Raw genomic sequence first — 25,843 nt, forward strand, 5'->3', positions numbered from 1 at the left:
ACAAGCCTACAAGCCTACAAGCCTACAAGCCTACAAGCCTACAAGCCTACAAGCCTATAAATAGGCTATCCTATAAAGAATTATATCTCAACACTTTTTTGGGAGGTTGTTAATGTCTAAACAATCTCTGAATATTAGTGAGTCTATTACCGAAAATATATTTCGTAATTTTTATAAGGATGATGGTTTTATTGAGAAATCAGCAATACCAAATTATTACGGATTTAAATCAAAGAAAGGAACAGGATATAAAGGGTATCCTGATTTTTTTAAAGATACCAATAATAACTACTCAATAATCGTTGAGGTTAAGGCAATAAAACATTCAGATGCTGAAGATGAAGTAAAATTTTATATGTCTGAAAATAACATAGATACAGACATTATAGGTATTGCAGTATCAGGACAAAACTTAGAACAAATCAAAGTAACCTATTTTTATAAGCTGCTTGAAGATGGAGAAATAAAAAAATTAAAAGTAAAAGACTCTCTATTAAAATTAGAGTCATTATACAAAAAATTCCTAAGACATAAATATGGAGAGGTTATATCAGAAGATGAATTGATAACTGTTATAAAGGGACTCAATGAAGATTTTCATAAAGGAAATATCAGAGAAACCGAAAGAAGCTTATTTTTCTCAGGGTTAATGATTGCTTTAACCAACCAAAACTTTAGAAATACATATAAAAATATATCTGCCCCTTCTAAAGAAGACATATCTAAGACATCAGTAACGCTATTACAAGCTCATTACTTAAATAAATCTATTGTTGATGCAATAGAAATTCAATTAGAGTCAAAAATAAACAACCTATCAAAAGAATATAGTTGGGGTGATAAATTTTCATTTATTAAAAATATAGATTTTGGTCTTAAAGAGTACAAAGAGATTATCAAAAAGATAGAGAATAAAATATATACCTCATATCTTTTAGATGAGAAGCAAGATATATTAGGAAAAGCATATAAAATCTTTCTTTCGAGAGCAGGAAGTGCAGAGAGTAAGAACATTATTTTAACTCCTGATCATATAAAAGGATTAATGCTGAAGCTAGCTAGATTAAGTGTTGATGACGTTGTGATTGATACTTGTATGGGAACTGGTGGATTTTTAATGGAGGCAATGGAGAGATTGATTAACCTAGCCGAAGAGAATGATGAAAAAATAGATCACATAAAAAGTAATCAGCTTATTGGATTTGAATTAGATTCTGTATTATTCTCTTTAGCTTGTTCTAACATGTTTTTACATGGAGATGGGCGTTCTAACTTATTATTTAGATCAAGTTTATTGGATGATAATAAGAAAATAGTCAATAATTACGATTCTGTACTATTAGAATATATTAAAGGATTAAAACCTACAAAATGTATAATAAATCCCCCATATGAAAAGAATCAATCTATTAAATTTACTCTTCAGGCATTAAAGTTCATCGAAGCGAATGGAAAACTTATTATCATTATGCCTACTCCAACTTTGAATAAAAATAAAGATGGACTGCTTGAGGAAATATTAAAAATTGCAAAATTGGATTTTGTAATCAAAATGCCATTGAATATATTTTCAGAGCAGAAAAGGATTGTTAATACATCTATATTTGGCTTCACCAAGACACCTCATCAAAAAAGTGATAATGTATTATTCTATAACTTACAAGATGATGGCTTTGTTAGTGTCCAACATAAAGGAAGGCTAGATAAAAATAATAGATGGAATGATATAGAAAATGCAATCATTGATTGCATTAATAATTTGGAAGAAGTAAGAGGAATCTGTGAAAAAAGAAAAATATATGATAGCAAAGGGGTTTTAAATCCTGCAGGGTTCAGAAAGCAGAAAAATAGTAATTATCCTTTAGTGAGAATAGGAGATTTGTTCCATGTGGATGATGGAATATTAGCTAGTAGTGATGCTGATGAGAGTGGCGAATATGATTTTATTACAGCATCGGAAGAAAAAAAGAAGCATATTGAATATACCCATGAATGTGAATCTATTATTTATGCTGCTAAAGCTGGTGGTTCGTTAGGTAGAACACATTATGTAAACGGAAAATTTATTGCAAGCAACCTTTGTTATATTTTGACATCCCAAAATAACAAGGATTATCCTGTGGATATGCAATTCTATAATATATATTTTTCAGCTATAAGGAATAATATTGTTGCAGATCTTGCTGATGGAACATCTAAATTAACAATAGATAAGAAAATTTTTAAAGAATATTTGATTGAACATATACCTATTAACATACAGAAGCAATATGTTAAAACTCATATGGCGGAATATCATAATGCTATTGATAGGTTAAATGAGGTCAAAAATAATATGAATAAAGATATATTATCTATTCTTTGAAAAATAGCGAGCCAAAAGGCTCGCTATTTTTATCTAATCCTCATCTTGATTGGATTAACCCTTACCTCATTCTCAGTCTTAGGTTTATTCTCAGACCTTCTATTCAATAGCTCATCTGGAAAAGGTTGAAACACAGATTTCATCATCTGCTCAGTAGAAATTTCTTGAAACAATATTGAACTATATAAGTCTTTGAATTGATAAATTGCTCATTTTTTTGACAGATTAGAAATCTCGTTAGGTATAGTCTAACAAGGTTTCTTTTGTTTGATACAAAAGAAAATCAGCGAATTTTATACCGCACTTTAAAGCAGCCCCTTTGGGTTTTATTACTGTGTCTGCTGCATGCTAGTATTGAATATGTAGTGGGAAGTTATGTAATAAAATCTGGGGTTTCCATATAGCATTTCATTTAGGAATGGTATGCTCAAATTATGGGATGATTGATTTATGGCTGTCACATTAAATATTGTTCAACATATCAGCAATTAAACTCATCAAAAAATTTTTCTTGACATAATCCAGCCCTTTCTCCAACTGGATAGTTTCAAAAATACCGAAATTTTCAAAAATTACTTGACAAAAGAAAGAACTTGAAAAACACCCTATAAAATAATACATTTCTGCCCACAGAGAATAGTCCCTTCATTATGACTTTGTTTTTTAAGCCTAAAAAGGCTTGGAAATTTCAAAGTTTTAATGAAGGGATTTTTGTTTCTATGGCACAACATTTTCGGTTATCAGCGGCAGCACGCCAGCTATCGGTAGATAGCTTAGCGAGCTTATCTGATGCCGAAATTTTTCAACTATTGAAACAAGCTCGATGGGGTAATGTAGATGAAATGAACGATGTTATTTGTCCGCATTGTCATGCTCACCACCACGCCTATTTCATTTCTACTCGTAAACAATGGCAGTGCAAACATTGCCAGCATCGTTTTTCTATTACAGCAGGCACGATTTTTCAAGGTGCAAAACTTTCTTTACGTAAAATTATGTTAGCCATTTTCTATTTTGCGACCGAAAGTAAAGGCTTATCCGCCATTACGTTATCACATAAACTCAATGTACAATACAAAACTGCATGGGTGTTGCTACATAAATTTCGTGAATCCCTTGATAAAGCCAAAGATTTAACTCCGCTACATGGCGAGGTTCATATTGATGGGGCTTACACGAACTACTACATTCGCCCTAAAAACTTTCGCCATAAACGTATTGATAGACGGAAGAAACGCTATCAACGTGCAGATAAGTCTTGTGTGTTGGTATTCCGTCAACGTGCAGCTAATCAAGAAGTCATGAAAGGGGCTGATAGAAGTATCGTTGCTTTAGTAAAGGAAGAAAATACGCAAGATATACTTCATTTAACGCAACGATTAGTCAAGCCAAGCAGCACGATTCATGCTGATGAAAATCCTGCCTATGACTGCCTTACCTTTTATTATGATTTATGGCGAGTAAATCATTCTCAAGAGTATCGTTCGATTGATGGTATAACGAATAATCTTGCTGAATCCTTTTTCGCACGACTACGACGAGCCATTACAGGTATCTATCACAAGATGAACAATAAATATCTGATGTTCTATGCAAATGAAATTGTATGGCGAGAAGATAACCGCCGAAAAAGTGTCAAAGAGAAATTTGAGCAATTACTAAAATGTTGCTTAAACACCTTACCTTCACGAGATTTTACAGGTTACTGGCAAGGCAATAAAAAAGCTGAAGCATTGTTTGGCTTAGCAAGTCTAACCGCTTCAAACGACTTACACTACATGAATGCAGCATAAACAAAAACCAATGTACACCTTACTCAAATATCTTATGGGTAATTTAAAATGTTTATGGTGGCTTTGCTTTATACGGAATATGCATAAAATCTCCCGCAATGCTTCGCATGCATAAAGAAATATCTCTTACCGCAAGAGTAAATATCGCCTATCTACTTGTAATGGAAGATTTTCTGTGAATTAAAAAGCCTTTAGCTTTATTGAGCCAAAGGCTTTCTTTTTGAGATTAACTGTTTGATTTTTTGGCTTTGTGCAACTGCTACATAATACCGGAAATTTTACCAAAATAGACCGCACTTTATTTTTAAAGCAAAAGTGCGGTCTTTTTTTATTCAATTTTAGGCGGGTTTATATAATAAAAGATTATAACCCATAGCAAAAAAGTAGTTGTAGTTTATTAGAAATTCCCATTTAATCATATGTAGTTTTTTTATTCGTATTGAGAGCAAATTATGACCGTGATAAATCTTATTATTTTTGTCGCATTACTCGTGCTATTGGCATGGATTTTTAAACGTACACAGAAACTTGGTACTACCGTGTTTATTGGTTTGATATTGGGTTTAGTTGGTGGTGCATTATTACAGCTAGCGAGTCAAGAGGTAATTAATCATACTTTAGACTGGGTTAACTTAGTGGGTAATGGCTATGTACGCTTACTACAAATGATTGTCATGCCATTAGTTTTTATTTCAATTTTATCTGCGATTACCCGTTTAAATCAGGCAAGTGCTTTAGGGAAAATCAGTTTCAGTGTGATTTCCGTGTTATTAGTGACTACTGCAATTGCTGCAGCAATTGGTATTGCTATGGCTTATGTATTTGATCTGAGTGCAGAGGGATTAGTTGCTGGTGAACGTGAATTAGCTGCTCAGAGCCGTGTCGAAGGAAGAATGGAAAAAGTTAGCGGTTTGACGATTCCTGCTATGTTACTTTCATTTATTCCTAAAAATCCGTTTTTAGAATTAACAGGAGCGAATCCAACCTCTATTATTAGTGTCGTGTTATTTTCTGCACTGTTAGGCGTTGCAGCATTAAGTTTAAGTAAAGAAGATCAGGCATTAGGCGAACGTATTGCACAAGGGGTAGATACATTGAATAAATTAATCATGCGTTTAGTGCGTATGGTGATTCGTTTAACGCCTTATGGTGTATTTGCACTCATGATTAAAATGGCAACAACATCAAAATGGGCAGATATTGTCAATTTAGGTTCATTTATCGTTGCCTCTTATTTAGCCATTTTATTCATGTTCGTGGTACATGCACTGATATTGGTACTTTTTAAAGTGAATCCAGTGAGCTACTTTAAAAAAGTGTTACCCACATTAAGTTTTGCTTTTACTTCTCGTTCTAGTGCCGCCACATTGCCACTGAACATTGAAACACAAACGAATAAATTGGGGAATAACAGTGTGATTGCGAATTTTGCTGCAACTTTTGGGGCAACAATTGGGCAAAATGGCTGTGCAGGCATTTATCCTGCAATGCTAGCGGTCATGGTGGCACCAACAGTTGGACTTGACCCTTTTAGTTTCACTTATTTAGCAACATTGATTTTAGTTGTCACGATTTCATCATTAGGCATTGCAGGTGTTGGCGGCGGAGCGACTTTTGCTGCCATCGTGGTACTTTCTACGTTGAATTTACCACTTGCATTGGTAGGGTTATTAATTTCTATTGAGCCTTTAATTGATATGGGACGTACCGCATTGAATGTCAATGGCGCAATGGTCGCAGGTACGGTGACGAATCAAATATTAGGTAAAAGTAATTAAACGCCTCATTATGAGTAAATAGAACAGTAAAAAAGAGATAGCGTAGTGCTATCTCTTTTACTTTTAGTTGATAACTTAGAAGGTTAATTCCGCAGATAATCTAAAGTTTCTGCCCGGTGCATAGAAACGTTTAATCCCTGCACCAGTATTTTGGTCAATGAGATTAATTGTTCCAATTGAACGAATTGAGCGAGCCGAATCCCAAGTAATATACTTTTTATTAGTCATATTATATAGACCTGCGGTTAACATCAGATTTTTAATTGGTTTGGCATAAAGAATAGCATCAATTGTCGTATAGTGATTATTACGCCATGCTAATGTGCTGTCAGTGACTTTCTGACCTTGAATTAACGTGCCATTTTTCTTTTGACCTTCCCAATACATGTTATAAGTTTCACTGCGTTTTTTCTCCGCGACATCGGTGATGAAGAAGTCAATTCCATATTTGTCATCTTCCGTTGAATAACCAATATTATACACCGCGGTAGTCGGCTGAATCGCATTCATCGGAATTTTTCCTTCGATTTTGCCTTTTTGATGTGTCAATTTATAACCTACTCTGAAGCCTTTTAATTTGCTATAAAGTTCTGCTAATTCTAAACGTGCACTGACTTCAACTCCCGTAACTTTAGCATGATCTCTATTGCGATTTTGATAGAATGGGTAGGTGAGTGAACTTCCTTCATCTACTGCACGTTGTCCTACATAAACTAAATCAATGAAATTATCATAATTGGTTTGGAATGCGCTTAATGTTAAGAAGCTTTGATTCTTATATAAAGTCAGTGCCGCCTCTTTTGTTTTAGCAATTTCGGGTTTCAAATTTACATTCGGTGTAATTGAGAAACTTGGATGTTTAAATGTCATGAACATTTCATCAGAAGTTGGTGCTCTAAACCCATTTGAGTATTTTAATTGTACACGCAGCCAATCTAAGGGATCTAAGTTTACGCCTAGATTATAAGAATGATGTTTATATGTTTTATTTTGCAGCATAATTGCCAAGTTTTGTGCAACATTTTTGTTCATACATTCAGTGTTATAGCCACATTCTGCACCAATACCATAAGAATTACCGGGTAATGGAATAAAAATACCCGCAATGAGTCCTTTTGGTACAGGAACACTTGGATCATAACTTGGGCGGTGTTCGACTTTGTCATAGCGATAATTGAGATCTAGATTAAGCCAATTAGTAAGCGTAATTTTATCACCAAGATAGATTGCTTGGTTTTTCGTTTTTACTGGAATCAAATAACTATAACGACCATTCACATTTTCTCTTAAATTACCCGTGCAAGTACCACTAGGCCAGTAATCTGGGCGTGGTTCATAGACTGGTGGAAATGTACCAGGTTTACGTTGATTACAGAAAAATGCATCTGCCCACCATTGAACATTACCACCTTTATAACCGTCTTTGTTTACCATACTTTTGGTTGTTTTACCGTATAGACCACCATATTTCAGTTGATGTGCTATTCCCCAAGTCGAGAACTCTTTATCAAAATCTAAATTGATTTGTTTCGTATCCGTATTCAGATCGCGATCATTGTAGTCATTGCGGCTATAACCAGTTGAGAAGGGAAGAATAAATTTGACGTCTTCGTATTGTTTACCGCCCCAGCTGTTTGCTATTGATTTCAATTCAATTTCACCATATTGACGACCATCAGCAAGGGTTTTAATCGTGATATCTCTATCCTGAAATTTATAAACGTCATTATAGTTCTCATCTTTTTTGACAAATACTTTAAATTTTTTCTTACAATCAATTTTAGAACAGTCAATCAACGTTGTTTGTGGCGAGTATTCACGGTAATCAAACCCTGAAATCACTTCGCCTTTAGAGTTTTTATATTTCACTTCTTTACTCCAACGTCCATCGACTACATCAGCAGTAATTTCGCCTCCATGTTTATCTACAATTTTATTAACATTTGTACTGCTATCAAGCGTTAAACCTTGCTCATTTAAGACAGAAACACATTTTGGTCCACTACAATATTCATCTGTTCTGGCATTATTTTTGATTTTTTGGGAAGAAAATGACACTTTGAAATGATCCCAAAGTGCAGTTTGCGTAAAGTTTTCATAAACAAATTGAATATTTTTACGATGAGAGCTATCGTTAGTCTTTCTTTCACCATAGATTTCGGTATCAACATAGCTACTTGGGCGCAAAGTATAAGATAAATCTTCACCACGTGATCGCAATTTGGAATCATCTAATGCCACAGTAAAACGATGTTCTTCATGTGGTTGGAAACCAAATTTAATTAAAGTGCTATCTCGAGTAATATCATAAGGATCGGTTTTTTCACGCGTCTTACCTACAGCAGCTTTGTCTTCTTCTTTCGTTTTATAAATATCATAAAAATAGTTTTCGATTTCATGACCTTCACGACGCGTATTAATAAATAACACATCAAACCATTTATATTTTCCAGCCACAGTAACAGATGTCATATCTTCATTATTCATGCTTTGATAACCGCGTTTGACACCAATATGATAATTTTTATCGATCAGATAATCACGCGCATCCTTTGTTTCAAACATCACTGAACCGCCGAGTGCTCCACTGCCTGATTTAATTGAATCGGCTCCTTTAGTAATGGTCGCGACTTTGACATTCTCTACTTCAACACCGTTACGCGTGTTATTAAAATTACCATAGCCCTCAAATAATTCTTTAAATCCCTGTGAACTTAAAGTTTCAGCTTGACGCAGCCCATCAATCATAATACCAACACGGTTTTCATCAACCCCACGTACTGCATAACCACTAGCGCCTGTACGTCCAGTTTCAACGACAGTGATGCCAGTTTCGTAACGAACTAAATCTCGGCTATCTGATACTTGTTGTTTGCTAATTTTTTGTGCACTAATTTGAGTTTCACCCACTTTCTTTTCTTGGATATTGATATCTTCAGCGCCACTCGCACCAGAAACAACAATCGTATCGAGTTGTTCAACTTGCTCAATTTCTTCCGCAAGTAGGGGTTGGCTTAAAGCTAAAGCGGTTAGCATCAGTGCAGACTGCTTGTTTAATTGCATAGGGACCTCTTAGGTTATTATTAATATTGATTATGAAAATTATTCGCAATTATAGAGATGGAATTTAGAAATGAAAAGGACAATATTAAAAATATTGTCTTTAACGAATGAAATGAGTTAACTAATTAAATTAATTAATAATTTTTTAGTATGAATGTTGTTCGTGATGGATAAATTTTGTCATTTTTTTACCGTGCTACCTTTTAATAGTTTGCGTATCCAGCTACGATTCGCATTGAGTTGATGGACAATATCTTGGCTTAATGGCAATGGTTCTTGGTAGATGAGTGAAGCAAGGGTTTCACCTAACAATGCCGCAGAAGTAAGTCCTCTTGAACCTAGCGCTGCGATTAAGAATAAGTTGTCAAAATTGACCGCACTTTTTATCGGTTGCTTACGGCGGCGAAGGTTGTAAAGATTTTGGTAATCTACTAATTGTTGTTCAAAATGGGGGACGTTTCCCAACATGGGAATACGATCACGTACGGCACAGCGGATACCAACACGTGCTTGATTGCCTGATGTATCAACTTCTTTTACCCAATTGACTTTTAGATTAGTTTGGATTTTTTGCTGATTTTGGTGTTGTTCTGCTAGGCTAAATTTACGTGTATCACAATCACGCACATGGCTTGCACCCACACAATGTGTGTTACTTTGTGCCATTGGTGTGAGGTAGCCGTCATAGCACACCACAGTGTTAAGTTGCTGCAGATATTTGCCTGTAGGAATTTCACTGACTTGTCCGCGTACAGGATATAAAGGTAAATGTGCAGTTTGAGCGAACTCGGTGATTTTATGTCCATTTGCTAATATCACAACTTGATGTTTAAATTGCTCTCCTTGTGCATTCTTTAATTGCCAACTACTATCTTGTTGTTCAAGTGCGGTCACTTTTTGTCGAGTTTTGATTTCAAGTCCACGTTCAACTAAATAAGCAAACATGTTTTGTACAAACTGGCGTGGTGCAAGCCATGCACCTTGCGGAATGAACCCACCTGAACAAGGTAAGGGTAAGCCAACTTTTTCACTTAATTGCGTTTGTGAAAGCGTTTGATATAAGCTTTGGTACCATTGATAATGTGAAATTTTATCTAATTTGACCGCACTTTTATGATCATAGCCACAAAGCGCTACACCACAGAAATCATATTCAAACGCAATACCTTGTTGAATTGCTTGTTGTAAGCGTTGTTGTCCGTAAGCGAAGGCATGAATATAAAAGCGAATATTAAGCAAATCATCATCGCTCAGTTGTGGATAGAATGCGCCTTGTTTATTACCTGATGCATTAAGGGCAACCGCTTCATCTTCACAATAGAGAGTGACTTTAGCTTGACGTTCTAATAAAGATAATGCACAGAATAATGAAGCAATCCCCCCACCAATAATTGCAACATCAGCTTGTCGTTTAAATTGGGCAGGTTGTGCGAGATACCATGGAAAGTGAATGTGTGCTTGACTTGCATGAAGTTTACTACCTTGTAGACATTCTCGTTTTTTGCCATAGCCTTTGCGTTTGTTGACGGCAAAACCTGCTTGTTCTAACCCTTTTCGTACTGTACTTGCTGCAGTAAAAGTCGCAAAAGTGCCATGTTCTTTGCAGTAACGATACATATGTTGATACAGCGTATCATTCCACATTTGTGGATTTTTACTTGGCGAAAAACCATCAAGAAACCAAGCGTCTATCTTATTACACATATAATCGCCAAGCTGAGGGAGGTTATCATTCAGATCACCAAACCAAAGATCGAGCGTAGTTTCAGCAAAATGAAAGCGATAGCAACCTTCGATAGGTTCAAGCCAATATTGCTGTAATTGTTGAGCCAGTTGTATAAATTCGGGATAGGCTTGGTGAGCGAGAATTAATTGTTCAAGTGGAATGGGATATTTTTCAAATGAAATGAAAAACAAGCGCTTAAGCGGTGTCTCTGGATATTGTTGGCGAAATTCACGAAATAATGTTGTTACCGCAAAAAAATTTAACCCTGTCCCAAATCCTGTTTCTGCAATGACAAAATGGCTTGCAGGATAATCTTGCCAACGTTGCCATAACTGATTGCCTTGCTGAAAAACATAGCGGCTTTCGGCGAGCCCATCTTGGTTAGAAAAATAGACATCGTCAAATTTTGCAGAGACGAGTGTATTTTCTTGGTTGAAATGGACTTCTGCAAACTGAACTTTATTCATGACCTTTTATTCCTTTATAGAAAAGCTGAATCGTACTATAATAACGAAATTTTCTATACTGGTCGAATGATCGAATTACTACTTGAAATCTTGTAGTTTGAAGGCTATTTTATCGACCATATTTTCATTTTTTGAATAAAAGGAATACTCTATGAAAAGAGCGGTTATTACTGGTTTTGGTATTATTTCGAGTATTGGTAACAATAAAGAAGAAGTATTGGCGTCATTAAAAGCAGGTAAATCAGGTATCGAAGTGGTGCCTGATTTTGTAGAAATTGGCATGCGCAGCCATGTTGCAGGCACCATTAAATTAAATCCAAGCGAATTAATCGATCGTAAAATTTATCGTTTCATGGGGGATGCTGCGGCTTATGCTTATCTGTCAATGAAAGAAGCGATTGAAGATGCAGGCTTAACTGAAGAACAAGTGTCAAATGATCGTACTGGGTTAGTGATTGGTGCGGGGACAGGCTCTGCACATAACCAGTTAATTGCTTGTGATGCGGTACGTGGTCCACGTGGAGTAAAAGCAGTGGGGCCTTATGCAGTCACAAAAACGATGGCATCAAGTGTTTCTGCTTGTTTAGCAACACCATATAAAATTCGTGGTGTGAACTATAGTATTAGTTCAGCTTGTGCCACATCAGCACATTGTATTGGTCACGCACTTGAATTAATTCAACTTGGCAAACAAGATATTGTTTTTGCTGGTGGGGCAGAAGAGCTTTCTTGGGAATGTGCAACTGAATTTGATGCCATGGGGGCAGTGTCAACCAAATACAATGAAACCCCTGAAAAAGCGTCACGAGCTTATGATGCAAACCGTGATGGCTTTGTGATTGCTGGTGGCGGTGCAGTTGTGGTTGTCGAAGAATTAGAACATGCACTTGCGCGTGGTGCGAAAATCTATGCTGAAATTGTAGGTTATGGGGCGACTTCCGATGGTTATGACATGGTCGCGCCAAGTGGCGAAGGTGCAGAGCGCTGTATGAAACAAGCAATGGCAACTGTAGATACACCAATTGATTATATCAATGTGCATGGTACTTCAACACCAGTCGGTGATGTGAAAGAGTTAGGTGCGATTAAAAATGTGTTTGGTGATAACATCCCAGCAATTTCATCAACTAAATCAATGACAGGTCACTCTTTAGGTGCGGCTGGCGCGCATGAAGCAATTTATACTTTATTAATGTTAGATAATGATTTCATTGCACCAAGTATTAATATTGAAACTTTAGATGAACAGGCTCAAGGCTGTAATATCGTAACGGAAACGGTTGAAAATGCGGGATTACAAACAGTGATGTCGAATAGCTTTGGTTTTGGTGGAACAAACGCAGCGTTAATTTTCAAAAAATATCATGGCTAATTTAACGAAGGCAGATAGCATATCTGCCTTTATGTTTTATTAAAAAAGCTGACGAGTTGTCAGCTTTTTTGTTGTTCGTATCATTATTTATTAGCAAGAATGACGGCGCGAGTTGGTGCTTGGTAGCCCTCGATGGTTTTAGAATGATCGTGAGGGTCTAAGAAATCAACTAAAGATTCATTTTCTAACCAATCTGTTTTACGTTGTTCTGTTAGCGTTGTTGCTGCAATATCGACACAACGAACATTTTTAAAACCTACTTTTTCTAACCAATGAATTAAAGCTGGTACAGAAGGAATAAAGTAAACGTTTTTCATTTTAGCGTAGCGATCAGCAGGGACGAGTACTGTGTTGATATCACCATCGACAACTAACGTTTCAAGAACTAATTCACCTCCTTGCACAAGTTGATTCTTCAGCTGGGTTAAGTGATCTAATGGTGATTTACGATGGTAAAGTACTCCCATAGAAAATACTGTATCAAAAGCGGCGAGCGGTTGCATTTCTTCAATACCTAAAGGAATTAAATTTGCTCGACGATCATTATTTAATAATTTACGTACAGCTTCAAATTGACATAAAAATAACTCGGTTGGGTCGATACCAACCACCATTTTGGCACCTTCGCCTAGCATGCGCCACATATGATAGCCACTACCACAACCCACATCTAAGATAGTACGTCCTTTGAGCGAGGCGAGGTGAGGTAAAACTCGATCCCATTTAAAATCAGAACGCCATTCACAATCAATATGTACACCATATAAATGGTATGGCCCTTTTCGCCAAGGCATCAATTGTCTTAGATGATAAACAAGGCGTTGTTGTTCGCCTTGTGATAAAGGTGAAATTTGTTCAGATTTGACCGCACTTTTAAGATCAATATGATCGGCATGTAAGTGTGGTAAGAAATTGACTACTTTTGCCCACTTGGCATAATCACCATGAGTTTGCTTTTCCCATTGCTTTAGTTGCAAAGGTAATGTTTCTAACCATGCAGATAGATGAGTCGTGGCAATTTGTTGATAAAAAGGACGAAAATCAATCATAGTGCGTTTTTATAAGCATTTTTTGCTTGTTCAAAAGTATCAATAACATGTTGTTCTGGCTTGGCTGACAGTTGCGACACAATAATAATCACCAAACTAGCGAGCAAAAATCCCGGAATCATTTCATACAGTTGATGTAACTGGGAACCCTCAAGTGTCCAGTGTTTCCAACCAAAGACAACAATGGTACCAGTTAACATTCCGCATAATGCGGCAGATGATGTCATGCGTTTCCAAAAAAGTGAAAATAACACAACGGGACCGAATGCGCTACCAAAGCCTGCCCAAGCAAATTCGACAAGCTTTAATACCTTACTGTGTTCATCTTGTGCAATCCAAATTGCAATAGCTGCAATAGTGAGTACCATCGCACGACCTAGCCAGACTAATTCTTTATCAGAAGCCTTTGGACGGATAAAACCTTTATAAAAATCTTCTGTAATAGCACTAGAAGAAATTAATAATTGTGCACTTAATGTACTCATGACTGCAGCTAAAATAGCAGATAGTAGCACCCCTGCAATCCATGGGTTAAACAGTAATTTTGATAATTCTATAAAGACTTGTTCAGGTTCTTTATTCACTAAATTGGCGACTTGTGGATTTGCATAAAAGTAGGCAATACCGAAGAAACCGATACCTATTGCGCCTAATAAACACAGGATCATCCAAGTCATGCTGATTTTACGTGCGTTGTTGAGTGATTTGACGGAATCAGCAGCCATAAAACGTGCAAGAATATGTGGTTGCCCGAAATAGCCTAAGCCCCAAGCGGCTAGGCTTAATAAACCAAGTGGTGCTGTACTACTGAAAATATCAGTAAAGTTTTTGTGCATTGCATTCTCTGCTTGCTGAAGGACCAAAGTGAAATTGTCAAGACCGCCAAGATGAAGCAGTACAAAAATAGGTGTTAAAATTAAAGCGAAGATCATTAAAGTAGCTTGAATAGTATCAGTCCAACTAACTGCTAGAAAACCGCCAATGAAGGTATAAGCAATTGTTGCGAGTGCGCCATACCAAAGTGCGGTTGAATATTCGACAGAAAATAAGTTTTGGAATAATTTTGCGCCAGCAACTACGCCAGAAGCACAGTAAATTGTGAAAAAAACGAGAATAATACTAGCAGAAACAATTTTTAGTATGTTATGTGAAGTACCAAAACGATTATGGAAGTATTCTGGTAGCGTTAATGCATTATTATTAAATTCAGTATAAACACGTAGTCTACCTGCAACAAATAGCCAGTTTAGATAAGCTCCGATAGTGAGTCCAATGGCTATCCAGCCTTCGATTAAACCTGCTACATAAATTGCGCCCGGTAATCCCATCAGTAGCCAACCAGACATATCAGATGCGCCGGCTGACATTGCCGTTACAAAGCTACCTAAGCGGCGACCACCCAAAATATAATCGGATAAATTATTGGTATAATGATAGGCTAATACGCCAATCAGTAACATACCGAAAATATAAATAGTAAATGTAATTATTGTTGGATCTAATCCAAACATGCTAACCTCACAGACATGCTAAAAGTATTATTTTTATGTGCCAAAATTTGAGAAAGCTCACATTTTACCTTATTTGGCACTATTATTCTATTTCCCTTTTCGTTAGACTAATTGGCAATTTATTTTTAAAAATTATTAAGTTAGGTAGAGTTATGGATTCTGTTGAATTATTAGTCAACGTTACCCCCAATGAAACCCGTATTGCATTAGTTGATATGGGCATTTTGAAAGAAGTGCATATTGAACGGCAAGCTAAACGTGGGATTGTCGGCAATATTTATAAAGGACGTGTGACCCGAGTATTACCTGGTATGCAATCTGCTTTTGTTGATATTGGCTTAGAAAAAGCGGCATTCTTACATGCATCAGATATTGTTTCACATACAGAATGCGTTGAAGAAAGTGAGCAGAAACAGTTTGTTGTCAAAGATATTGCTGAACTTGTACGTGAAGGACAAGATATTGTTGTACAAGTTGTGAAAGATCCACTTGGTACTAAAGGTGCACGTTTAACAACGGATATTACTTTACCTTCGCGTTATCTCGTATTTATGCCAGAAAATAGTCATGTTGGTGTTTCTCAACGTATTGAAAGTGAAGAAGAACGAGCGAGGTTAAAAGAATTGGTCTTGCCATTTTGTGATGAGCTAGGGGGCTTTATTATTCGCACTGCGGCAGAAGGTACAACCGAAGAGGAACTGAAACAAGACGCTGATTTTTTAAAACGTTTATGGCGTAAAGTATTAGAACGTCGAGCTAAATATCCAACCAAATCTATGCTATATGGTGAATTGGCATTAACACAACGTATTTTACGTGACTTCATTGGCGCTGGTTTAGAGAAGATTAGAATTGACTCTAAATTATGTTTTACAGAAGTAAAACAGTTTACAGAAGAATTTATGCCAACTTTAGTGGATAAGTTAGTGCTTTATTCAGGCAATCAGCCATTATTTGATGTGTATGGCGTTGAAACTGCAATCCAAACAGCATTAAATAAGCGCGTGAATTTAAAATCAGGCGGTTATTTGATTATTGAACAAACTGAAGCGATGACGACTATTGATATTAATACTGGGGCGTTTGTAGGACATCGTAATCTTGAAGAAACAATTTTTAACACAAATATTGAAGCTACAAAAGCGATTGCGCAACAGCTACAGTTACGTAATCTTGGTGGCATTATCATTATTGATTTTATTGATATGCAAACAGATGAACATCGCAATCGTGTCTTAGAATCACTACAAGAAGCTTTAGCAAAAGATCGCGTAAAAACCAGTGTAAATGGTTTTACACAGTTAGGTTTAGTTGAAATGACTCGTAAGCGAACGAGAGAAAGCCTTGAACATGTTTTATGTGGTGATTGTCCTTCTTGCCAAGGGCGTGGGCGAGTAAAAACAGTGGAAACAGTTTGTTACGAAATCATGCGTGAGATTATTCGAGTTCATCATTTATTCTCTAGTGAACAGTTTTTGGTATACGCTTCAAGAGCAGTAGCAGATTATTTAATTAATGAAGAATCGCATGGTTTGCTGGCAGAATTAGAAGTCTTTATCGGTAAACAAGTACAAATTAAAACGGAAGTATATTACAACCAAGAGCAGTTTGATGTAGTAGTGATGTAGTTTTTAGTCGGATTAGCTTTAGCTTATCAATAAAAAATAATCGATTGTGATTGTATGAAAATGATAGGCTAAAGCCTATCTGATAACTCTTTTAATCTACATTGTACAAAAGTATCAACATTGATTTACTTCCTTTCATCATTACAAAAAATGACATAAAATACACCGCACTTTTTCTATTATTAATGAATATATAAATTTATGATTAAAACTGTCAGTAATACATTACTCACTCCAACTAGCCTGTCATTAAATGATTTGCAAAACACATTTGATTTATTGTCACATCGCCATATTGATTATGCAGATCTTTATTTCCAATTAAGCCAAGATGAAAGTTGGGTATTAGAAGATGGCATTATTAAGGAAGGCGGTTTTCATATTGATCGTGGGGTTGGTGTTCGAGCCGTAAGTGGTGAAAAAACTGGCTTTGCTTATTCTGATCAAATCAATTTAGCGAGTTTGCAGCAATGTGCTAATGCAGTGAAAGGCATCGCGCAGTTAAAACAAGGTAATATTATAGTACCAAGTGCATTTAATCCCGTTGAACCTATTTTACGTTATCAAGCAATTAACCCATTAGATAGCTTAAGTAAAGAGAAAAAAATTGCGCTGTTACATTTAGTTGATCGTAGCGCGCGTCATGAAGATTCTCGCGTTATACAGGTTTCTGCAAGTTTAAGTTCTGTGTATGAAGAAGTCTTAATTGTTGCAACAGATGGTACTTTAGCTGCGGATATTCGTCCTTTAGTTCGTTTATCGATTGCTGTATTAGTCGAACAAGAGGGGAAACGTGAACGTGGTAGTGCTGGTGCAGGAGGGCGTTTCGGTTTAGATTGGTTTTTAGAGAGCGAACAAGGTGAAATAAGAGCAGCCTATTTTGCTAAAGAAGCTGTGCGCCAAGCATTAGTCAATTTGAATACTATTGAAGCACCAGCAGGAATGATGCCTGTAGTGCTGGCTGCTGGTTGGCCGGGTGTACTATTGCACGAAGCTGTTGGACATGGTTTAGAAGGTGATTTTAACCGTAAAGAAAGTTCCTTATTTACAGGCAAAATCGGAGAACTTGTTACTTCACCATTATGTACTATTGTTGATGATGGTACATTACAAAATCGTCGAGGTTCAATTACAGTCGATGATGAAGGTGTACCAGGTCAATATAATGTATTAATTAAAGACGGAATTTTGCAAGGTTACATGCAGGATAAAATGAATGCTCGTTTAATGGGTGTCGCGCCGACAGGCAATGGTCGTCGTGAATCTTATGCTCATTTACCAATGCCACGTATGACAAATACTTATATGTTGGCAGGGCAAAGTCAGTTTGATGATTTGATTGCTTCTGTGGATCATGGCATTTTTGCATCGCATTTTGGTGGTGGGCAAGTAGATATTACTTCTGGTAAATTTGTATTCTCTACATCAGAAGCTTATCTGATTGAAAAAGGGAAAATTACTCAGCCAGTTAAAGGTGCAACTTTGATTGGTAGCGGTATTGAAGTAATGCAAAATATTTCAATGGTTGCTGATCAAGTTGAAATTGATCATGGTATCGGTGTTTGTGGTAAAGAAGGACAAAGCGTACCAGTCGGTGTTGGTCAACCTGCATTGAAGATTGAAAAAATCACAGTTGGTGGAACGAATTAAAACAACAAAATCCAGATAACTTTATCTGGATTTTTTATGTACATTAATGAATATTTATTCATTAATATTGACTAAATATTTTTATTTAACTATGCTTTAATAAAGAAAAGATAATAGAAAGGGTAAGCTAATGACGCAATATACACGTGAACTATTTGATCAGGTCGTGATTCAGAACTATACACCTGCGGATTTTATTCCAGTCAAAGGCAAAGGCTGTCGAATTTGGGATCAGAATGGTAAGGAATATATTGATTTTACTAGTGGCATTGCTGTAACCAGTTTAGGGCATTGTCCCGATGAGATTGTGGAAATATTGCAACGACAAGGACAAAAGTTATGGCATTCAAGTAATTGGTTTACCAGTGAACCTACCTTAGCATTAGCAAGTAAATTAGTTGAAAAAACCTTCGCTGAGCGAGTGATGTTTGTCAATTCAGGTGCAGAAGCGAATGAAGCCGCGTTGAAACTAGCGCGCCGTTATGCTGTAGATCATTTTGGTTATCAGAAAAGTAAAATTATTTCATTTAAACAAAGTTTTCATGGACGTACTTTTTTTACGGTGAGTGTAGGGGGACAGACTAAATATTCTGATGGTTTTGGTCCAAAGCCCGCAGATATTATCCATATTCCTTTTAACGATTTAAATGCAGCAAAAGCAGTGATTGATGAGCAGACTTGTGCTGTCATCATAGAGCCTATTCAAGGGGAAAGTGGAGTTATTCCAGCAAATAAAGCGTTTTTACTAGGGCTACGTGAGTTGTGTTCTCAATATAATGCATTGTTAATTTTTGATGAAGTTCAAACGGGTGTTGGGCGCATAGGGCACTTTTATGCTTATATGAAGTATGATGTTGTGCCTGATATTTTGACTTCAGCAAAAGCCTTAGGTAATGGTTTTCCAATTGGAGCAATATTAACCACTGATATCATTGCAAGAAGTTTTGCGCCAGGTGTGCATGGCACGACTTTTGGTGGAAATCCATTGGCTTGCGCGGTCGCTGCCAAAGTTGTTGATACTATTTCAGAAGCAAAATTTTTAGAGAATGTAAGACAAATTTCAGCGCGATTGATAAAAGGATTAGAACAAATTAATCAGCAATATCAGTTGTTTAAAAATATTCGTGGAGAAGGTTTATTAATTGGAGCAGAATTAATTGACAAATATCATGGTCAAGCAAGTGAGTTTGTGAAAAAAGCAGCGAATAATGGTTTAATGATTTTGGTTGCAGGTCCGAATGTATTACGTTTTACCCCAGCCTTGAATATTACAGAACAAGAATTAGAATTAGGGCTTGTAAGATTAGCTAACAGCTTGATGAGCTAAGTAGGAGGGTAAAAAAGTGCGGTCAATTCTTACGGAATTTATTGTACTTTTTGTTGCTAATTAAAAACCACCTTGTTTACAAGGTGGTTATCAATTTAAAAAGTCTTGCTAGACTCAAAAAGTGGGCATTCATATAACTGACGTTTAAAAGAAAGCTTCAATTGAATTAGTCGGCAGAGTAATAGAGCTTACCAATTTCGATTTTTTGACGCCCATTCGCTTCACGCCATTTATTCGTGTCACGTAAAGAATAAACACAACCACAATATTCTTGCTGATAGAAGCGTTCACGCTTACTGATTTCAATCATACGCTGTGAACCACCGCCTTTGCGCCAATTGTAATCCCAATAAATCACATCATCATATTTTTCTGCTGCACGATGTCCACAACCATTAATTTGGTTCATATCTTTCCAACGGGAAATACCTAAACAACTTGTAAATACTGGAAAACCATTGTTATGCGCATACTCAGCAGCTTTTTCAAAACGCATATCAAAACACATAGTACAACGAATACCGCGTTCTGGTTCATCTTCCATGCCTTTTGCTCGATCAAACCAATTTTGGCGATCATAATCCGCATCAATAAATGGAATGCCCCATTTTTCAGCAAAACGGATATTCTCTTCTTTACGAATTAAATATTCCTTTAATGGGTGAATATTGGGGTTATAGAAATAAATTGTAAATTCAATGCCTGAAGCATGAATGGCTTCCATAACTTCGCCAGAACAGGGAGCACAGCAAGAATGTAATAACAATTTGTTATGTCCATTTGGTAATTCTAATTTAGGGCGGATGAAAGGCGCATTTGGATCTTTACTTTTACTTGTTTTTTTCGTGAGAGTTTGATTAGTCATTTTTTAAATAGTTAAATTGTTGTATATCGTTTGGGGAAATAGGATAAAAATCATCGTTGCTCAGGCTAAAATCAATAGATAAACCTTTAATAAGTTTTCTCCAGTAAATCATAAAATTTTTCAAATAAAAAACTATTTTCATCAGGTGCAAATTCAGGTATATCGTAAAAAAAACACATTACATTATAAATGTTTTTGCTCATCTCAAGTGAGTACAACGTATCTATAACAATAGCGAAATATTAAAATCAATACTATCGTAGTCAGATTTAAAATAAATTGATTTGAATATTGTGGTTTAAGATATTGATCATCTTAATAGTTTCGATCTACTGATAAATATGCTAATGAGATTAATGCTTGCTTATAATCACTATCAGGTAAAATCTTAATCGCATCAACGGCTTTTTGTGCCTCTTGTTTAGCGCGTAACATCGCATAATCTAAAGATTTGTGTTCAGCCATAATCGCTAATACATCATCTAATATATCGCGTTTACCACCTTGTTTAATCGCATTGCGAATGAGTGCAGATTGAGCAGGAGTGCCGTTGTGCATAGCATGTAGTAAAGGCAAGGTAGGCTTACCTTCTGCCAAATCATCGCCTACATTTTTACCTAATTCTTGTGCATTTGCACTATAGTCTAAAATATCATCAATTAATTGAAATGCAGTGCCTAGATAACGTCCATAGTCTTGTAATGCTTTTTCTTGTTGTTCAGTCGCTTGTGCCAGAATAGCAGCACAGTGAGTTGCAGCTTCAAATAGACGGGCAGTTTTTCCATAGATGACATTCATATAGTTTTCTTCCGTCGTATCAGGGTCATTGACGTTCATTAATTGTTGAACTTCCCCTTCAGCAATAACATTTGTGGCATCAGACATGACTTTCAGAATAGGCAAGGAGTCCAACTGAGTCATTAATTGGAACGCACGCGTATAAATAAAATCACCAACTAACACACTTGCTGCATTACCAAATTCAGCATTAGCAGTTGGATTGCCGCGGCGCACTTGAGATTCATCGACAACATCGTCATGTAGTAATGTTGCCGTGTGGATAAATTCAATAAATGTGGCGCAAGTGATAGGTTCGTGCCCATGAAAACCCAAAGCACGAGCAGCTAGAATGGCTATCATTGGACGAATACGTTTACCGCCACTTTGAATAATGTAATATCCAAGCTGATTAATCAACGCAACATCAGATTTAAGCTGTGCTAAAATCGTTTCGTTTGTCTTTTGCATATCGCTATGCACTAAGCGTTGGATTGCATCAATATTCATTAAATTATGTTGATTTATCATTGTAATAATTGATTTAAGACCAAATGTGCAAGAGATTGTACCGAATTTTCTGTCATTTCTGAAATCAAATCACACAAATTCACAATTTTTTTATTTTATTATAAATAAGCGCTTGCTCTTAAGTTATTTTTTGCGTAGAATTTGCGACCTATTTATATGAATTTTTGCAGTGCTAAATGAACAAAACATTAAAGCACTAGAGTAGCGGAGTATATATGTACGCAGTTTTTCAAAGTGGCGGTAAACAACACCGAGTAAGCGAAGGTCAAGTAGTTCGTTTAGAAAAACTTGAAGTAGCAACTGGTGAAACAGTTGAGTTTGACTCAGTGTTAATGATCGTTAACGGTGAAGATGTTAAAATTGGTGCGCCATTAGTTAATGGTGGTAAAGTAGTGGCAGAAGTGGTTGCACACGGTCGTGGCGAAAAAGTAAAAATCGTTAAATTCCGTCGTCGTAAACATAGCCGTAAACAACAAGGTCATCGTCAGTGGTTCACAGAAGTGAAAATCACTGGGATTCAAGCATAATTTCAGAGGAGATCAAGTAGATGGCAACTAAAAAAGCTGGTGGTTCAACTCGTAACGGTCGTGATTCTGAAGCTAAACGCCTTGGTGTTAAACGTTTTGGTGGTGAGTCTGTATTAGCAGGCAGCATTATCGTTCGTCAACGTGGTACTAAATTCCACGCTGGTACAAACGTTGGTATGGGTCGTGACCACACTCTATTTGCGACTGCAGATGGTAAAGTTAAATTTGAAGTGAAAGGCGAGAAAAACCGTAAATACGTCAGTATTGTTACTGAGTAATTTCAAATTCCTAAATTAAAAACGCCTCGCACAAGTTGCGGGGCTTTTTTGTAGGAGCATTTTATATGAAGCAGCAACCTCTGCTGGGATTTCTTTTTGCATTTATTGCAGCTTGTATGTGGGGATCTCTGCCAATTGCTTTGCAGCAAATATTGAAAGTCATGGATGCACAAACGATAGTGTGGTTTCGATTTTCAGTAGCAGCAGTAGGATTGTTTTTCATCTTAAATGTAACTAAAAAATTACCTAATTTGACTGTGCTACGACTTCAGCATTGGTTATTAATTCTTTTAGGTATTATTGGATTGTCAGCAAATTTCTTCTTATATAATGTTGCTTTGCAATATATACCTCCAACAACAAGTCAAGTATTTAGCCCGTTAACGTCTTTTGGTATGTTATTGGCAGGCGTGTGGTTATTTAAAGAACAATTCGCGATTCACCAAAAGATTGGGTTATTGTTATTAATTTTAGGATTAGTTTTTTTCTTTAATGAGCGATTTGCCGACTTTTTGCATTTCAGTTTGTATGTGAAAGGTATCATAATTTGTATTAGCGCGAGTTTAGTTTGGGTGGCTTATGGTGTTTGCCAAAAGCTGATGTCTACTCGTCTAACTGCTCAACAAGTTTTATTACCAATTTATATTGGTTGTAGCATTGTCTTTTTACCTATAGCCACAATATCGCAAGTGACAAATTTAAACATAGTACAAATTGCTTGTTTGATTTATTGTTGTTTGAATACTTTGGTTGCTTATGGTGCTTATGCTGAAGCATTAAATCATTGGGATGTAGCTAAAGTGAGTGCAATAGTGACGCAAATTCCTATATTAACTTTAATATTTTCTGAAATTTCGCATTGGATTGTACCAGCACATTTTATGTATGAGGACTTAAATTGGATAAGTTATATCGGTGCTTTACTTGTTGTTTCTGGCGCATTATTTTCTGCAACAGGGCATCGAATCTTAGGAAAAATCACAAATAGGAAGCCATAATATGAAACAACAGCAACCTTTAATGGGATTTTTGTTTGCATTAATTACAGCAATGGCATGGGGTTCTTTGCCAATTGCATTACAACGAGTAGTGGCGGTGATGACCCCACAAACGATTGTGTGGTATCGTTTTTTAGTTGCCGCGTTAGGTTTATTTATTATTTTAGGACTTACAAAGAAATTGCCTAAAGTATCACAGTTTTTACCGCGTTACCGTTTATTAGCTGTTATTGGCGTAATTGGTTTAGCGGGTAACTTTGTGTTATTTAATACTTCATTAAAGTATATTGAGCCTTCAATTGCACAAATTTTTGGGCAGCTATCTTCTTTTACAATGATGATATTTGGTGTGTTTTTCTTTAAGGAAAAATTGCGTTTAAATCAGAAAATTGGTTTGATACTGTTAATTGTTGGTTTAATGTTATTTTTTAATGATCGTTTTATACTTTTTTTCAGTGTAAATGCCTACTCAACGGGAATCTTTTTAGCCGCATCGGCTGCATTAATTTGGAGTATTTATGGTATTGCACAAAAATTAATGTTACGTGAATTCAACTCACAGCAAATTTTATTTGTGATTTATATTGGTTGTGCGTTAGTATTCACACCATTTGCCGAAGTTGGACAAGTCAGTGTGTTAAGTGGGTGGACATTATTTTGTTTTATTTATTGTTGCTTAAATACGCTGGTTGGTTATGGTGCTTATGCAGAAGCGCTTAATCGTTGGGATGTCTCTAAAGTTAGTGTCGTGATTACATTAATGCCTTTATTCACGATTTTATTTTCTTATTTACTGTATCTCTTTTATCCTCAAAGTTTTGCAAAACCAGATTTAAATTCAATTAGTTATATTGGCGCATTGGTCGTTGTATTCGGGGCAATTACCTCTGCGATTGGGCACAAGTTTATTAAGCGTTAGGAGAACGAATGAAATTTATTGATGAAGCACTAATTCGTGTAGAAGCTGGCGATGGCGGTAATGGCTGTGTGAGCTTCCGACGTGAAAAATATATTCCAAAAGGTGGACCTGATGGTGGTGATGGTGGCGATGGTGGCGATGTTTATTTAATTGCAGATGAGAATTTAAATACTTTAATTGACTATCGTTTTGAAAAGCGTTTTGCTGCGGGTCGTGGAGAAAATGGACGTAGTGCAGGTTGCACTGGTCATCGTGGTAATGATATTACTTTGAGAGTACCTGTGGGGACGCGTGCAATTGATAATGATACTAAAGAAGTGTTAGGTGATTTGACTAAACATGGTGCCAAAATGTTAGTGGCAAAAGGAGGTTACCATGGGTTAGGCAATACACGTTTTAAATCTTCGGTTAATCGTACACCGCGCCAAAAAACGAATGGCACACCGGGTGAAAAGCGAGATCTTCAATTGGAATTGATGTTGCTTGCTGATGTGGGGATGTTAGGCTTACCCAATGCAGGTAAATCAACTTTTATTCGAGCAGTATCAGCGGCTAAACCTAAAGTAGCTGATTATCCTTTTACGACATTAGTGCCGAGTTTAGGCGTGGTACGTGTTGATGAAAACCATAGCTTTGTTGTGGCAGATATTCCAGGGCTAATTGAAGGTGCTGCTGAAGGGACCGGATTAGGTGTTCGCTTTTTGAAGCATTTAGAACGCTGCCGTGTCTTGATTCATTTAGTGGATATTGCACCGATTGATGAAAGTGATCCTGTAGATAATATTTCGATCATTGAATCTGAGTTATTTCAATATAGCGAAGCGTTAGCGGATAAACCACGCTGGTTGGTGTTTAATAAAATTGACACAATGAGCGATGAAGAGGCGCATGAGCGTACAAAAGAAATTGCTGCGCGTTTAGGTTGGGAAGAAGATTACTATTTGATTTCTGCTGTTACTGGCAAAAATGTCCAACCACTTTGTCGTGAGATTATGGATTTCATTGAAGCGAACCCTCGTCAAGAAGTGCAAGATGTTGAACAAAACACAGAAGTGAAATTTAAGTGGGATGACTATCATCAAGCGCAGTTGGCTGAATATCAATCTAATGAAGATGATGAGGATTGGGATGATTGGCCAGAGGAAGATGAAGAAGGGGTTGAAATTATCTATAAGCCATAAAAGTGCGGTCGATTTTTACCAAATTTTGTATTGCAAAA

The 25,843-nt window shown here is 36.4% G+C and carries 17 protein-coding genes and 1 pseudogene; 12 read left to right on the forward strand and 6 right to left on the reverse strand.

Annotated features, from left to right (window positions below):
- Window positions 1-112: 112 nt before the first annotated feature.
- From C0975_RS07325 to C0975_RS07335, 3 genes are all read left to right on the forward strand, one after another.
- Complete coding sequence (locus tag C0975_RS07325) at window positions 113-2,365, forward strand: N-6 DNA methylase (protein WP_101775746.1); 2,253 nt, start codon at window positions 113-115, stop codon at window positions 2,363-2,365.
- Window positions 2,366-3,084: 719 nt separating this feature from the next.
- Entirely contained in the window at window positions 3,085-4,158 is a 1,074-nt protein-coding gene (locus tag C0975_RS07330; RefSeq protein WP_101775890.1) for an IS1595 family transposase, read from the forward strand.
- A 452-nt stretch (window positions 4,159-4,610) separates the two neighbouring features.
- On the forward strand, window positions 4,611-5,936 hold the full coding sequence (locus C0975_RS07335; protein WP_101775747.1) for an L-cystine transporter: 1,326 nt from the start codon (window positions 4,611-4,613) through the stop codon (window positions 5,934-5,936).
- Between the two features lie 75 nt (window positions 5,937-6,011).
- Here the strand turns inward: C0975_RS07335 and C0975_RS07340 are convergent, their stop codons facing one another.
- Both C0975_RS07340 and mnmC read right to left on the reverse strand, forming a co-directional pair.
- Window positions 6,012-8,999 carry a TonB-dependent hemoglobin/transferrin/lactoferrin family receptor gene (locus C0975_RS07340; RefSeq protein ID WP_101775748.1) on the reverse strand — a complete coding sequence of 996 codons (2,988 nt, stop codon included), beginning with the start codon at window positions 8,997-8,999 and terminating at the stop codon, window positions 6,012-6,014.
- A 180-nt stretch (window positions 9,000-9,179) separates the two neighbouring features.
- Window positions 9,180-11,192 carry a bifunctional tRNA (5-methylaminomethyl-2-thiouridine)(34)-methyltransferase MnmC2/FAD-dependent 5-carboxymethylaminomethyl-2-thiouridine(34) oxidoreductase MnmC1 gene (gene mnmC, locus C0975_RS07345; RefSeq protein WP_101775749.1) on the reverse strand — a complete coding sequence of 671 codons (2,013 nt, stop codon included), beginning with the start codon at window positions 11,190-11,192 and terminating at the stop codon, window positions 9,180-9,182.
- 151 nt (window positions 11,193-11,343) lie between these two features.
- On the opposite strand from mnmC, the gene fabB reads away from it, so the two are divergent.
- On the forward strand, window positions 11,344-12,564 hold the full coding sequence (fabB, locus tag C0975_RS07350) for a beta-ketoacyl-ACP synthase I (protein WP_101775750.1): 1,221 nt from the start codon (window positions 11,344-11,346) through the stop codon (window positions 12,562-12,564).
- An 83-nt stretch (window positions 12,565-12,647) separates the two neighbouring features.
- On the opposite strand, the gene cmoB is transcribed toward fabB, so the two are convergent.
- A complete protein-coding gene (cmoB, locus tag C0975_RS07355) occupies window positions 12,648-13,613 on the reverse strand; it encodes a tRNA 5-methoxyuridine(34)/uridine 5-oxyacetic acid(34) synthase CmoB (protein WP_101775751.1) in 966 nt (321 codons plus the stop codon).
- Window positions 13,610-15,124 carry a sodium/proline symporter PutP gene (putP, locus tag C0975_RS07360; RefSeq protein ID WP_101775752.1) on the reverse strand — a complete coding sequence of 505 codons (1,515 nt, stop codon included), beginning with the start codon at window positions 15,122-15,124 and terminating at the stop codon, window positions 13,610-13,612. Before putP ends, cmoB begins: the two co-directional genes overlap by 4 nt.
- A 152-nt stretch (window positions 15,125-15,276) precedes the next feature.
- Here putP and rng point away from each other — a divergent pair, with 152 nt between their 5' ends.
- The 3 genes from rng (at window position 15,277) to C0975_RS07375 (ending at window position 19,729) form a co-directional block, all read left to right on the forward strand.
- Window positions 15,277-16,752 carry a ribonuclease G gene (gene rng, locus C0975_RS07365; protein WP_101775753.1) on the forward strand — a complete coding sequence of 492 codons (1,476 nt, stop codon included), beginning with the start codon at window positions 15,277-15,279 and terminating at the stop codon, window positions 16,750-16,752.
- A 201-nt stretch (window positions 16,753-16,953) separates the two neighbouring features.
- Window positions 16,954-18,402 carry a metalloprotease TldD gene (gene tldD, locus C0975_RS07370; RefSeq protein ID WP_101775754.1) on the forward strand — a complete coding sequence of 483 codons (1,449 nt, stop codon included), beginning with the start codon at window positions 16,954-16,956 and terminating at the stop codon, window positions 18,400-18,402.
- 130 nt (window positions 18,403-18,532) lie between these two features.
- On the forward strand, window positions 18,533-19,729 hold the full coding sequence (locus C0975_RS07375) for an aspartate aminotransferase family protein (RefSeq protein WP_101775755.1): 1,197 nt from the start codon (window positions 18,533-18,535) through the stop codon (window positions 19,727-19,729).
- 166 nt (window positions 19,730-19,895) lie between these two features.
- Here C0975_RS07375 and C0975_RS07380 read toward each other — a convergent pair.
- Window positions 19,896-20,561: pseudogene (locus C0975_RS07380) on the reverse strand (epoxyqueuosine reductase QueH); the annotation flags it as partial.
- 348 nt (window positions 20,562-20,909) lie between these two features.
- Window positions 20,910-21,881 (reverse strand): octaprenyl diphosphate synthase, encoded by a 972-nt coding sequence (ispB, locus tag C0975_RS07385; protein WP_101775757.1) that lies wholly within the window; start codon window positions 21,879-21,881, stop codon window positions 20,910-20,912.
- 236 nt (window positions 21,882-22,117) lie between these two features.
- Between ispB and rplU the strand changes: the two genes are divergently transcribed.
- From rplU to cgtA, 5 genes are all read left to right on the forward strand, one after another.
- Window positions 22,118-22,429 (forward strand): 50S ribosomal protein L21, encoded by a 312-nt coding sequence (rplU, locus tag C0975_RS07390; RefSeq protein WP_101775758.1) that lies wholly within the window; start codon window positions 22,118-22,120, stop codon window positions 22,427-22,429.
- Window positions 22,430-22,449: 20 nt separating this feature from the next.
- Window positions 22,450-22,707 carry a 50S ribosomal protein L27 gene (rpmA, locus tag C0975_RS07395; RefSeq protein ID WP_101775759.1) on the forward strand — a complete coding sequence of 86 codons (258 nt, stop codon included), beginning with the start codon at window positions 22,450-22,452 and terminating at the stop codon, window positions 22,705-22,707.
- Between the two features lie 65 nt (window positions 22,708-22,772).
- Window positions 22,773-23,705 carry a DMT family transporter gene (locus C0975_RS07400; protein ID WP_101775760.1) on the forward strand — a complete coding sequence of 311 codons (933 nt, stop codon included), beginning with the start codon at window positions 22,773-22,775 and terminating at the stop codon, window positions 23,703-23,705.
- Between the two features lies 1 nt (window position 23,706).
- The gene (locus C0975_RS07405; RefSeq protein ID WP_101775761.1) at window positions 23,707-24,624 is read left to right on the forward strand and encodes a DMT family transporter; all 918 of its coding nucleotides are present in this window, start codon (window positions 23,707-23,709) and stop codon (window positions 24,622-24,624) included.
- Between the two features lie 8 nt (window positions 24,625-24,632).
- Window positions 24,633-25,805: an Obg family GTPase CgtA gene (gene cgtA / locus C0975_RS07410; protein WP_101775762.1), complete on the forward strand. Its 1,173-nt coding sequence runs from the start codon at window positions 24,633-24,635 to the stop codon at window positions 25,803-25,805.
- The last annotated feature ends 38 nt before the right edge of the window (window positions 25,806-25,843 follow it).

Source organism: Pasteurella oralis (assembly GCF_002850605.1).
GTDB lineage: Bacteria > Pseudomonadota > Gammaproteobacteria > Enterobacterales > Pasteurellaceae > Pasteurella > Pasteurella oralis.